At 67.8% G+C, this 12,648-nt stretch carries 10 protein-coding genes; 7 read left to right on the top strand and 3 right to left on the bottom strand.

What is annotated here, in order from left to right; all coding sequences use genetic code 11:
* Positions 1-412: 412 nt before the first annotated feature.
* Positions 413-1,084: a glutathione S-transferase gene (locus ACLD0W_RS01485; RefSeq protein ID WP_410305747.1), complete on the bottom strand. Its 672-nt coding sequence runs from the start codon at positions 1,082-1,084 to the stop codon at positions 413-415.
* 171 nt (positions 1,085-1,255) lie between these two features.
* Between ACLD0W_RS01485 and ACLD0W_RS01480 the strand changes: the two genes are divergently transcribed.
* From ACLD0W_RS01480 to ACLD0W_RS01455, 6 genes are all read left to right on the top strand, one after another.
* A complete protein-coding gene (locus ACLD0W_RS01480) occupies positions 1,256-1,819 on the top strand; it encodes a sigma-70 family RNA polymerase sigma factor (RefSeq protein ID WP_410305746.1) in 564 nt (187 codons plus the stop codon).
* Entirely contained in the window at positions 1,816-2,802 is a 987-nt protein-coding gene (locus ACLD0W_RS01475) for a FecR domain-containing protein (protein ID WP_410305745.1), read from the top strand. Before ACLD0W_RS01480 ends, ACLD0W_RS01475 begins: the two co-directional genes overlap by 4 nt.
* Positions 2,803-3,078: 276 nt before the next feature.
* Positions 3,079-5,511 carry a TonB-dependent siderophore receptor gene (locus tag ACLD0W_RS01470; protein WP_410305744.1) on the top strand — a complete coding sequence of 811 codons (2,433 nt, stop codon included), beginning with the start codon at positions 3,079-3,081 and terminating at the stop codon, positions 5,509-5,511.
* Between the two features lie 102 nt (positions 5,512-5,613).
* Positions 5,614-6,141 (top strand): sigma-70 family RNA polymerase sigma factor, encoded by a 528-nt coding sequence (locus tag ACLD0W_RS01465; protein WP_410305743.1) that lies wholly within the window; start codon positions 5,614-5,616, stop codon positions 6,139-6,141.
* Complete coding sequence (locus ACLD0W_RS01460) at positions 6,138-7,076, top strand: FecR domain-containing protein (RefSeq protein ID WP_410305742.1); 939 nt, start codon at positions 6,138-6,140, stop codon at positions 7,074-7,076. The genes ACLD0W_RS01465 and ACLD0W_RS01460 overlap by 4 nt, the downstream gene beginning before the upstream one ends.
* A gap of 86 nt (positions 7,077-7,162) precedes the next feature.
* Positions 7,163-9,520 carry a TonB-dependent siderophore receptor gene (locus tag ACLD0W_RS01455; RefSeq protein ID WP_410305741.1) on the top strand — a complete coding sequence of 786 codons (2,358 nt, stop codon included), beginning with the start codon at positions 7,163-7,165 and terminating at the stop codon, positions 9,518-9,520.
* On the opposite strand, the gene dacB is transcribed toward ACLD0W_RS01455, so the two are convergent.
* Positions 9,517-11,046: a D-alanyl-D-alanine carboxypeptidase/D-alanyl-D-alanine-endopeptidase gene (gene dacB, locus ACLD0W_RS01450; RefSeq protein ID WP_410305740.1), complete on the bottom strand. Its 1,530-nt coding sequence runs from the start codon at positions 11,044-11,046 to the stop codon at positions 9,517-9,519. The genes ACLD0W_RS01455 and dacB overlap by 4 nt on opposite strands.
* A 151-nt stretch (positions 11,047-11,197) precedes the next feature.
* Here dacB and ACLD0W_RS01445 point away from each other — a divergent pair, with 151 nt between their 5' ends.
* Complete coding sequence (locus ACLD0W_RS01445; RefSeq protein WP_410305739.1) at positions 11,198-11,560, top strand: DUF6164 family protein; 363 nt, start codon at positions 11,198-11,200, stop codon at positions 11,558-11,560.
* 49 nt (positions 11,561-11,609) lie between these two features.
* Here ACLD0W_RS01445 and lipA read toward each other — a convergent pair whose 3' ends face one another.
* Positions 11,610-12,614, bottom strand: a complete 1,005-nt coding sequence (gene lipA, locus ACLD0W_RS01440) for a lipoyl synthase (protein ID WP_228232426.1) — start codon at positions 12,612-12,614, stop codon at positions 11,610-11,612.
* Positions 12,615-12,648: the final 34 nt, after the last annotated feature.

The following is a 12,648-nucleotide window of genomic DNA, read 5'->3' as shown; positions in this document are numbered from 1 at the left end:
ATAGACAACACACCGTGACGGGGTTCACGGCTTTAACAGAGTTTAACCGGCGTCAAGTGGCCGTCAGGAGCCCCGGCGGCGCGCCAGATAACGTTGCACGCCTTCGGAAATCACGAACCCCAGAGCCAGAGCGATCAAGAAGTAGAGTAGGATCATAGTTCCCCGCATCGGTCGAAAAGCCGACTTGTTACCATCCGAATAGTGGTGTCACCGCAGCTTAGGCCGGTAATTCGCCTTAAAACAGTGAGTTACTGTTTGTGCTTTGTAATTATTCAGAACCGGAGCGGCTGACCTGGAATCGAGCATAAACGGGGGCGGGGACGGCGTCAGAAACGCCCGGTCAGTTTTTGACCTGTGTCACAAATTGCATTGACCGGACGCCGCCCGGGGCGGCGTCCGAGGACGGCGGTATTCAGCCGCCCAGCAATTGCAGCGGGCCGCCGCGCTCAATGGCGCGCTGGTAGGCGGGCAGCGCCTCCACCCGCTGGATGAAATCGCGGATGCGCGGCAGGTTGTCCAGATTGGCGCGGCTGGCGGCGGCCTGCAGCGGGAAGCTCATCTGCACGTCGGCGGCGCTCATTTGGTCGCCGGCGAACCAGGTATGGCGGGACAGGTGATCCTCCACCAGCTCCAGCTGGTCCTGGATGCGCGGCTGCAGGAACTGACCGTTCATCTTGCCGCTGATCTTGCGGGCGATGGGCTTGGCGAAAAACGGCATCGGCGCGTTGGCCACCCGGCCGAACACCAGCTTCATCACCATCAGCGGCATCAGCGACCCTTCGGCGAAATGCATCCAGTAGACGTAATCCAGCCATTGCGGCGTGTCGGTGGCCGGTTTCAGGCGACCGTCGCCGTAGCGCTCCACCAGATATTCGAGGATGGCGCCGGACTCCGCCATTACCACGGCGCCGTCGCTGATCACCGGCGCCTTGCCGAGCCGGTGCACCCGACGCAGGCTCTCCGGCGCCAGGCTGGTGTTCGGGTCCCGCTTGTAGTGCTCGATTTCGTAGGGCAGTTCCAATTCCTCGAGCAGCCAGAGGATGCGCTGCGAGCGCGAGTGTTCCAGATGGTGAACGATGATCATGATGGCTCCCGGCCGGGATGAATGAGAAAACCCCGCGAGCATAGCATTCCGCCGGGTGTCGGCCACGTCACGGAACGCCGGCGGCGATTGACCCGGGCGGCCGGTGAATAGAGAATGAGAACAATTCACATTAAGGGCATCTTGCCCTCGCTTGCCGTTGGAATCCCTTTCATGGACACCTCCGAGTCCATCGCTGATCTGTACACCGACCACCATGGCTGGCTGCAGCGCTTGCTGCGGCGCCGCCTGGGCTGCTCGGAGACCGCCGCCGATCTGGCCCATGACGCCTTTCTGCGATTGCTGGCGCGGCCGCGCCGCTTCGATAGCCCGGCGGGTGCCCGCGCCTACCTGAGCCGCATGGCCCGGGGCCTGTGCGTGGACCTGTGGCGGCGCCGGGAGATCGAGCAGGCGTGGCTGGTGGCGCTGGCGGAACAGCCGGAGCCGGTGGCGCCCTCCGCCGAGGACCGGGTGGCGGTGATCGAGACCCTGTATCGGGTGGACGCCATGCTGCGGCGGCTGCCGGAGAAGGTGGCCCGCGCCTTCCTGATGGCCCAACTGCACGGGCAGGGCTACAAGGCCATCGGCGCCGAGCTGGGCGTGTCCGAGCGCATGGTGAAGAAATACATGGCCCGGGCCATGCTGGAGTGCGCCCTGCTGGAAGTTCGCCTGCACCAGGAAGCGGGCGGCCTTGCCGGGCCGCTTGCGGCGCCGGTGGACGAAGGGGCGGGCCGGTGAGCGGCGGCGAGGGCGTTGCTCCGGACTATCACAGCCTGGAGCAGGCGGCGGAATGGTTCGCGCTGCTCGGTGACGACAGCGTCTCCGAGGCCCAGCGGACGGCCTGGCGCCACTGGCTGAGTGCCAGCCCGGACCATCGCCGGGCCTGGGAGTACGTGGAAGCGGTGGGGCGCCGTTTCGCGCGGCTGCGCGACGGCGACGCGGCGCTCAGCGACGGTACCCTGCAACGGGCCCGGCAGCAGCGGCTGTCGCGACGGCGGGCGCTCAAGGGGCTGGCGGTACTGGCGGGCACCGGCCTGCTGGCCGGCGCCGGCTGGCGTTACACGCCGCTGCCGTCCCTGGCCCGGGCCTGGCGCGCCGATTACCGCACCCCGGTGGGCCAGCGCCGTGCCCTGACCCTGGAGGACGGCACCCGCCTGTGGCTGAACACGGACAGCGCCGTGAACCTGGATTACGACCGCCAGCGCCGCCGGCTCACCCTGGTGCGGGGGCAGGTGCTGGTGGACACCGGCCGGGACCCCCGGCCCCTGGATCTGATCACCGGTGACGGCGAATTGCGGCCCCTGGGGACCCGTTTCGACGTGCGCCAGGAGGACCGGGGCTCGCGGTTGTCGGTGTACCAGGGCGCGGTGCGGGTGCGCACCGCCCGCGGCGGTGAGGAGCGGCGCGTCCCCGCCGGCCGCCAGGTGCGTTTCGACGGCGAGCGGATCGGCCCGACCGGTCCCGCCGACCCGTCCGCCGAGGCCTGGACCCATGGGCTGCTGGTGGCCGAGGAGCGCCCCCTGGGCGAGTTGGTGGAGGAACTGGCCCGCTACCGCCACGGCCACCTGGCGGTGGCCCCGGAAGTGGCCGGCCTGCCGGTGATGGGCACCTACCCCCTGGACGACACCGACCGGGCCCTGGCCATGCTGGAACGGGCCCTGCCGATCCGGGTCCGCCGGGTGCTGCCCTGGTGGGTCACCCTGGAACCCGCGGCGCCCTGACCCCTTTCCCCCCTCCTTTTTTGCGCCGGTGTGCTCCTCTGAGCGATTCCGCGCGGCGCCCTTTCGGGACCTTTGAGAACAGGACGTTCGAAAGGGAGCCCCCAGGGACGGGTTCACGGCGTTCCCGGAAGGGCGCCGCCCGGAATCGCGACCCGGCTGGAGAACCCGTGCCAGACCCTCGCGATAAGATAAAAAAACGAATCACGGTTCCCCCCGACCCACCGTCGTTCGATTCCTTCCATAACAACGCGATTTTTTCCGGGAGGAACCCTGTCCATGCCGTTTTCACCCTTGCGCCCCCTGGCCCTGTCCGTGCCCCTGTTGCTGCCCTTGGCCCTGGCCGGCCTGCCGCTGGCGGCGGTGCCGGTCCCGGCGTCCGCCCAGAACGCCACCGAGGGCACCACGGAGAACGCCGTCCTGGTCGACTTCCAGGTGGAGCCCGGCCCGCTGAGCCGCTGCCTCAACCGCTTCGCCGACCAGGCCGGCCTCTATCTGAGCGCTGCCGGCGAGCTCACCGCCGGCAAACGATGCACCGGCCTGCGGGGCCGCTACGCGCCCCGCCAAGGGCTCGCCGAACTGCTGGCCGGCACCGGCCTGATGGCGCGCTTCGCCGACGACCGCACTGCCACGCTGTATGACGCCGGCCAGGCCAACGCCCTGGACCCGGTATCGGTGACCGCCGCCAGCGCCGGGTCGGTGATCGGCCCGGACCGGGGCTATCAGGCCGCGCACAGCTTGGTGGCCACCAAGACCCGGGTACCGCTGTCGGAAACGCCCCGCTCGGTGAGCGTGGTGACCCGCGAGCGCCTGGAGGACCAGGGCTCCCAGACCCTCACCGACGCGCTCGGCTATGTGCCCGGCATCTTCGCGCCGCCGCTGGCCGCCGGCGACGGCCTGGCCGGCGACTTCTTCTTTATCCGTGGTTTCAATGCCACCGATTATGGCTATGGCCTGTACCGGGACGGCCTGCGCGTGCAGCCCAACCGCTACGACACCACCACCGAGCCCTACGGCCTGGAACGGGTGGAGGTGTTTCGCGGGCCCAGCTCGATTCTGTATGGCGAGAACGCCCCCGGCGGCCTGGTCAATCTGGTCAGCAAACGACCCACCCACGAGGCCCGCGGCGAGGTGCGCGCCACCTACGGCAGCTACGACCGCCGGCAACTGGGCGTGGACGTGTCCGGGCCCCTGGCCGGCGACAAGGTGCTGGGCCGGCTGGTGATGCTGGGCCGCGAGGCCGATACCCAGACCGACCATATGCCCGACGACCGGGTTTATCTGGCGCCCTCGCTGACGCTGAGACTGAGCGACGACGATACCCTGACCTTGCTGAGCAGCTACCAGAAGGACACCACTAAACTGGAACTGGGCCTGCCCGCCGCCGGCACCCTGCTGTACAACCCCAACGGTGAGCTGGACCGGAGCACCCTGATCGGCCACCCGGACTGGGATCACTTCGAGCGGGAGGTCTGGTCCCTGGGCTACGAGTACCAGCACTGGTTCAACGACGCCTGGCAGTTCCGCCAGAACGCCCGTTATCTGGAGTCCCGGGTGTCACGCCACGAGATCTGGTGGCAGCCGCTGGACGACGGCGGCTTCGGCACCCGGGTGAACACCGCCGCCTACGACCGCAGTAACCGGGCCTACACCTTCTCGGTGGACAATCAGCTGGAAGGGGAACTGCGCACCGGCGCCCTGGAGCAGACGCTCCTGTTCGGGCTCGGTTACGACCGCTCCCACTGGTCGCAGCTCTGGTACGCCGGCATGGGGGAAACCATTGATGTGTTCGATCCGCAATGGAGCGCCGAGCCGGCCACGCCGCTGCTGCAGCAGGACGCGGTGACCCGCCAGGCAATGACCGGCCTCTATGGCCAGTGGCACGGCCACTATAACGACTGGATCGTGCTGCTCGGCGGCCGCTACGACACCGTGGACAGCGAGTATGAAGACGCGGTGTCCGGCACCGACCTGGACACCGACGATGAGGCCTTCACTTGGCAAAGCGGCCTGATGTACCAGTTCGACAACGGCGTCTCACCCTATCTCAGCTACGCCACCAGCTTCGTGCCGGTGCAGCAGCTGTCCAGCACCCGGGGCAGCCTGGACCCGATCACCGGCGAGCAGGTGGAAGCCGGCGTCAAAATCGCCCCGCCGGGCAGCCGCACGGAACTGGCCCTGTCGGTCTACGACCTGCGCAAGGAAGACGATGTGATCTACGACGGCACCCTGGGCGACTACCGGCAGGTGGGGGAAAGCCGCTCGGAAGGGGTGGAAGTGGAACTGACCAGCGCGCTCAGTGAGCGGCTGCGGGTGACCGCCTCCTACACCCACACCAACGCGCGCATCACCGAGGACGCCCCCGGTTCCTTGCAGGAGGACGAGCAGATGGTGTTCGTGCCCAAGGACCAGGCGTCCGCCTGGGCCCACTACCGCTTCACCGACGGCGACCTGGCCGGTCTGCGCCTGGGCGGCGGCCTGCGCTACATCGGCGAAACCTACGCCTACTCCAACCTCTATGGGGAACTGGAAACCGACGCGGTGGTGCTGGCGGATCTGGCCCTGGGCTATCGCTTCACCGGCGGCTGGGCCCTGGACCTGAACGTCCAGAACCTGTTCGACAAGGAATACTTTACCGCCTGCAACAACGCCGGCCGCTGCTACTTCGGCCAGGAGCGCACCCTGCAGGGCAGCCTGAGCTACCGCTGGTAGCGGGCAGGGGCGACGACGCCACGGACGGCGGCGCCCGGTTCTGTCTGTTAACGATTCTCATTTTCTTATAAGGTGGCGGCGTCATCGTTCGCGGAGAACCCCGTGTCGTCCGTTCCTTCATCCGCCGTGGCCAGCCTGTATCGCGACCATCTGGGCTGGCTTCGCACCCTGCTTTGCCGCCGGCTGGGTTGCTCGGAAACCGCCGCCGATCTGGCCCAGGACACCTTCGTGCGGCTGTTGCACCGGGATCGCGCCGGCGCCGACCTGCGCGAGCCGCGCGCCTACCTGACCCGCATCGCCCAGGGCCTGCTCGCCAATCATTGGCGCCGGCAGGATATCGAGCGGGCCTATCTGGACGCGCTGCGCCACCGTTCGCCGGCGGTGGCGGTGTCGCCGGAGGAGCGGCAACTGGTGCTGGAAACCCTGTACCGGGTGGACGCGCGGCTGAGCGCTCTGCCCGCCCGTGCGCGACAGGCGTTTCTGATGTCGCGGCTGGACGGCCTGGGCTATCGGGCCATCGGTGAGCGGCTGGGCGTCTCCGAGCGCATGGTCAAGAAATACATGGCGCGGGCCATGCTGGAGTGCCTGCGCCTGGTGGATGAGGGCGCCGACGAGGAGGGCCTGGGATGAGCGCGCCGCTTGGCGACGGAGTGCTGGAAGAGGCGGCCAACTGGTTCGCGGTGCTTCACGCCGAGACGGTGAATGATGCCGATCGCCGTGCCTGGCGGAGCTGGCTGGCCGGCGATCCCCGTCACCGCCGGGCCTGGGCGGCGGTGGAGGCCATCGACCGGGATTTCCACGGTCTGTCGGCGGGCCCGGCCCGGGCGGCGTTGAACGCGGCCGGGCGTCGGCGGCGCCACCTGCTGTTGGGGCTGGCGGCCCTGGCCGCCGGTGGGCCGGCGGTGTGGCACGGATGGCGCAGTCCGCAAGCCCGCGCTTGGCGGGCGGAATACCGCACCGCGGTGGGAGAGCGGCGGGCGTGGACGCTGGCGGGCGGAACCCGTCTGTGGCTGGATACCGACAGCGCCCTGAACCGTCGCGATGACCCGGGCCGGCGCGTGCTCGAGCTGGTGCATGGTGAGATCAGCGTGGCCACCGGCCATGACGATCCGCGCCCGCTGGTCGTGCGCACCGTGGCCGGCACCGTGCAACCACTGGGCACCCGCTTTCTGGTGGCGGACCGGGGCGCGCAAGTGACGGTGCGCGTGTTGGAGGGCCGGGTTCGTATCACCCCGTTAGCCGGCGAGGCCCGCCTGCTGGCCGCCGGTGAGGAGGCCGGTTTCAACGCCACCGGCGTGGACGCCGGCCGGCCACTGCGGGGCGAACCGGCGGCCTGGACCGAGGGCCGTCTGGTGGCGGACGGGCAACGGCTGGACCGCTTTCTGGCCCGGCTGGCCCGCCACCGTCATGGCGTGCTGCGCTGCCAGCCGGAGGTGGCCGGCCTGCGACTGGTGGGCGCTTTCCCGCTCAACGACACCGACGCGGTGCTGCGTGCCCTGGCGGAAACCCTGCCGCTGCGGGTCGATTACCTGACCCCTTGGTGGGTGACCGTCGGCCCGCGATAAAAAAACATCTCCGCCAGTTCCCCTTTTTCCCTTTCCCGGGGCAAACCCGATGACCGTACAGAATCATCGTTTTACCGAGGGGAACCATGACGCCATTGAAACCGTTTGCCTGCTTGCTGTTGGTGCTGTGCACGCTGACCGGCATCGCCCGTGCCGACCAGGCCCGTGACTATCATCTTGACGCCGGCCCGCTGGGCACGGTGCTGAGTCGTTTTGCCCATCAGGCCGGGTTGACCCTGTCGGTGGACGCCCGTCTGACCACCGGCAAGACCAGCCCCGGCCTGGAGGGCCGCTACCCGCCGCGGGAGGGATTGCTGGCCTTGCTGTCCGGCACCGGCCTGACCGCCCGGGTCACCGAGGGCGGCGTGGTCACTCTGGTGGCGGTGGACGAACACGCCCTGGCCCCGGTGACGGTGGCCTCGGGGGTGCCGTCCCGGGCGCCGGTCAGCGAGAACAGCGGCGCTTACACAATGTTCGAATCGACGCTGGGCAAAACGCCGCAATCGCTGCGCGAGACCCCGCGGTCGGTGTCGGTGCTGACCCGGCAGCGGCTCGACGACCAGGGTGTCAGTTCGCTGCCGGAGGCAATGAAATACGTGACCGGTGTCACCGTGGAGCGCTTCGACGGCGGCGGCTACTTCAATAACTTCACTGCCCGTGGTTATCCGGCGGACACCTTCCAATTGGACGGCATCAACGTTCAGACCAACGCCAACATGACCGACACGGACCTGGTGGTGTACGACCGGGTGGAGATTCTGCGCGGCGCCTCCGGCCTGTTTCAGGGCAGTGGCGAACCCGGCGTCACGGTGAATCTGGCGCGCAAGCGGGCGCTGGCGGAGTACCGGGCCAGGGGTCTGCTCAGCGCCGGACGCTGGGACAGCTACCGTGGGGAAGCGGACCTGACCGGGCCGCTCACCGAGGATGGCCGGCTGCGCGGGCGCCTGGTGGCCGCCTACGACGACCGGGATTCCTATATGGACCGGATGGACAGCGAAAAGCAGGTGGCCTACGGCACCCTGGAATACGACCTGGACGAAATGACCACCCTGTCGCTGGGGCTGACCTGGCAGGAGGTGGACGCGATCACCAACCAGGGTTTGCCGCTGGGAGCGAACGGGCAGTTGCTGGACCTGCCCCGCTCCACCGCCATCGTCGCCGACTGGACCACCCTGGATATGAAGACCCTGGACGGTTTCGCCGAGCTGGAGCGCCGCCTGCGCAATGGCGGTGAGGTGAAGCTGGCGGTCCGCCGGGTGGAGCGGGACCGCACCTATCGGTCGATTCAATCCACCAGCCTGGCGGACGCCAATGGCGATTTCACCACCGCGTATTACGTGGTTCCCGCCGAGCTGGAGGACACCAGCGCGGATCTGTACCTGAATACGCCGTTTCACTTTGGCGGGCGGACCCATGATCTGGTGGTGGGCACCGACTACCGGCGCAGCGACAACCTGAATCTGTACGGGCAGGTGGTCTACAGCCCGGCGGCGGGCGGTGGCAATGTCTTTGACTTCGTGCCTCCGACGGAGCCGGCGGAGGTGGACGGCGGGCGCAGTCCGTCGGTGACGGAGGTGGAGCAATTCGGCGTCTACGCGCGTACCCGCCTGCGCGTCACCGACCGCCTCAGTACCTTGCTTGGCCTGCGCGGCACCTGGTGGGACTCACGCACCCGCGACCGGGGCACCGGCGCCACCACCGGTGAGTACGATGTGGATCGCGAAGTTACCCCTTACGGCGCTCTGCTCTACGAGTTGAACGATCAATGGTCCGCTTACACCAGCTACGCGGAAATCTTTAAACCGCAAAACGCGGTGACCCGCACCGGTGATCAGATCGAGCCGCGCACCGGCGAGCAATACGAGGTGGGCCTGAAGGGTGAGTACATGCAGGGCCGGCTCAACGTGCACGCCGCCCTGTTTCGTATCGAGGATCGCAACCGGGCCCTGCCCGACCCGGCGGACCCGACCTTTTCCGTCGCCCTCGGTCGCGCCCGCAGCGAAGGGTTTGAAACCGAGATCAGCGGCTATCTGACCGAGCGCTGGTTGCTGACCGCCGGCTACGCCTACACCTCCACGGAATACGTGCGGGCGGGGGACGGTCAGGAGGGCGAGACGTTCAGCCCGCTGACGCCTCGTCACAATGTCAATCTGTGGGCGAAATACGGGTTCAGCGGCGGGGCGCTGACCGGGCTGGATCTGGGCGGCGGGGTGCGCGCGGTCAGCGACTTTTACGCGGGCAGTGGCAATGCCACCGTGGATGCGCCGGGCTATGCCACGGTGTCGCTGTTCGCCGGTTACCCGCTGGGCGAACACACCCGTGTCGCGCTGAACGTGGATAACCTGCTGGACAAGAAATACTACGAGAAGGTCAACGCGGGCACCCGTCAGAACTATTACGGCATGCCGCGCAATATTACGTTGACGTTGCGCGCCCGCTTTTAGCCACCCGGCGCCGCCTTGCCGGTGTCGCGGCGCGACACCGCCGTGGCGCTCTCCGCCGGCAGGCCGTGCACCGCTTCCAGCACCTGGTCGAGCACCGCCTGCCCCTTCCACGCCGACGGCGTGTTGACGATGGCGGACACCGCCCAGGTGGTGTTGTCCCGGTCCCGGGTGAAGCCGGCCACCGCGCGCACATTGGTCAGTGAGCCGGTTTTGATGTGGCCTTCGCCGCGCAGGCCGGTGTCGCGCAGCCGGTTGTGCATGGTGCCGTCCATGGCCACCAGCGGCAGGGAGGCGATCAGCTCGGCGGCGAACGGGCTGCGCCAGGCCTGTTGCAGCATCTTGATCTGTTCCATGGGGCTGATGCGCGCTTCCCGGGACAGGCCGGCGCCGTTGTCCAGTACCACCTGATCCGGGTTCATGCCCTTCAGCGCCATCCATTCGCGCACCGTGCGCCGGGCGGCGGCCAGGTCGTCCGCGTCGCCGGCCAGGCGGTGCTCGGCGCCGATGGTCAGAAACAGCTGCCGGGCCATCACGTTGCTGCTCCACTTGTTGATGTCGCGGACCATGGTGACCAGGTCCGGCGAGGAGGTGGTGGCGAGCAGGTCCACGCCCCGGGGCAGGCGGTCGAAGCGGTTGGCGCCGTGGATCTCTCCGCCCAGCTGGCGCCACAGGCCGCGCAGCAGAGCGGCGGTATAGTCGCCCTGATCTAGCAGGGACAGGTAGCGATTGGCCCGGCAGCCTTCCGGCATGGCGCCCTTGAGAGTCACCACCCGGTCGCCGCGCGCATCGACGCCGTGGGTGATTTTCAGACTGCGGCCGGACGGGCAGTAGCGGCCCTTGGACAGGGTCAGCTGATTGTCCAGGGTAAGCCCGTCGGTGACCGGTTCCACCCAGGCCTGCACCCGGTCGGCGCGGCCCATCATCTGGATATGGAACAGATTGAGGTTGGTGAGCAGGGCATGGGGCTGCACCAGGAAGGGCGCGTTGGGGTTGTCACCGTCGTCGTCGAAGCGCGGCAGGCCGCCGTCCGGCAGCTGGAAATAGCTGCCGTCCAGCACCAGATCGCCGCTTACCTCACGGATGCCGTAGGCGCGCAGGTCGCGCAGCAGCTTCCACAGGCGCTCCTCGGTAAGCTTGGGATCGCCCACGCCGACGAAAATCAAATCGCCGTCGAGCACGTCGCCGTTCAGCTCGCCGTTGGTGTACACCCGGGTGTGCCATTTGAAGGTCGGACCGAGCAGCTCCAGGGCCGCGTAGGTGGTCAGCAGCTTCATGGTGGAGCCCGGGTTCATCACCCGATCGGCGTTGACGAAGCGGGACTGCCCGGGGCCGTCCAGGGGCACCGCCGCCAGCGCCAGGGCGTCGTCGGGCAGGTCCAGTTCCTTGAGCTTGGACTGAATCGTCACCGGCCAATCCGGACTGGACGCGGTCACCGACCGCTGGTCCGCCAGCCCGGCCACCGGCACGGTGACCATCATCACCAGCAACAACATCAACGGCACCGGAAATCGCGCGACAAGCCCCATATACTGCATGCTCTTCTGTTTAGGTTAGCGCTTACTAGCGTGCTAATAGCGTAGAGGAAAAGCGGCAGCCGGTCAGGAGGCCGCGGGTACTGGAATTGTAAATTCTGCGTCGTGATATAGTGGCCCGCCATGCCGCCAGGGCCGAGTCTTCATGTCCATCTTGCTGATCAATCTGCGCCGGGTGCCCGACCAGGAGCGGGACCAGGTGTGCGCGCTGCTGGACGAGCACGGCATCGAGTACTTTCTGACGCCGCCCAGTGTCTGGGGGATTTCCGCCGGCGGGCTGTGGCTGCGCCACGATCAGGACTGGGAGCGGGCGCAACCGCTGCTGGCGGCGTATCAGAACCGCCGTTATCAACAGGAACGGGCGGCCTTCGAACAGGCCCATCGGGACGGGGACGTGACCACGGTGACGCGCAATCTGCGCCGCCACCCGCTGCGCACCCTGGCGTTTCTGGTGGCCACCGTGGCGGTGCTGTTGCTGGCGGTGGTGCCGTTTCTTACCTTCGGGTGATCGCGGCCGGGCGGCGTACCACTTCAGCCGCGATCACCGTCGCTCTCTTTCAGGCCTGGTGGCCCAGGTTATCCGGATCACCCACGTCGATGCCCTTGTGCTGCAGGTCCGCGTGGTAGGAGCTGCGCACCATGGGGCCGGAGGCCACCGAGGTGAAGCCCATCTTGCGGCCTTCGTCCGCGAACATCCTGAACTCGTCCGGGTGCACGTAGCGCTCCACCGGCGCGTGGAATTTGCTGGGCTGCAGGTACTGGCCGATGGTGATCATATCCACGTCGTGGTCGCGCAGGTCGCGCAGGGTTTCCAGCACCTGATCGTTGGTCTCGCCCAGGCCGACCATGATGCCGGACTTGGTGGGCACCTGGGGCACGCGGGCACCGAACTGCTGCAGCAGCTTCAGGGAGTGCTCATAGCGGGCGCCGGGGCGGGCCTTCTTGTACAGGTGCGGCACGGTCTCGATGTTGTGGTTGAACACGTCCGGCGGGGTGGCCTGGAGAATGTCCAGGGCGTCTTCCAGGCAGGGGCGGAAGTCCGGGGTGAGAATTTCGATCTTGGTGCCCGGGCTTTTCTCGTGGACCGCCTCGATGCAGTCGGCGAAGTGGCGGGCGCCGCCGTCCGGCAGGTCGTCCCGGTCCACGGAGGTGATCACCACGTATTTCAGGCCCAGGTCGGCCACCGATTCCGCCAGGTGCAGGGGCTCGTCCGGGTCCAGGCCGTTGGGGCGGCCGAAGCCCACGTCGCAGAACGAGCAGCGGCGGGTGCAGATGTCGCCCATGATCATGAAGGTGGCGGTGCCGCCGCCGAAGCATTCCGGCAGGTTGGGGCAGGCCGCTTCCTCGCACACGGTGTGCAGCTTCTGCCGGCGCAGCATGGTCTTGATGCGCTGGATTTCGCCGCTGGCGGGGACCCGCACCCGGATCCAGTCCGGTTTGCGCTCGCGCACCGGGGCGCTTTCATTGACCAGGGGGATGGTGCGGACCTTGTCGGCGCCGCGCAGTTTGTCGCCGACTTGAACCTTCGCTTTCGCCGGGCGTTTGGCCTGGGCTTCGCTCATGGAGATGTCTCTCTCGCGGTTGGGTGCCTTTTGG

Origin of the sequence: Alloalcanivorax sp. C16-1 (assembly GCF_046507805.1) — a bacterium.
Lineage (GTDB): Bacteria > Pseudomonadota > Gammaproteobacteria > Pseudomonadales > Alcanivoracaceae > Alloalcanivorax.
Note: the sequence above shows the minus strand (reverse complement) of the source record. Positions and strands in the feature narration are given on the sequence as shown.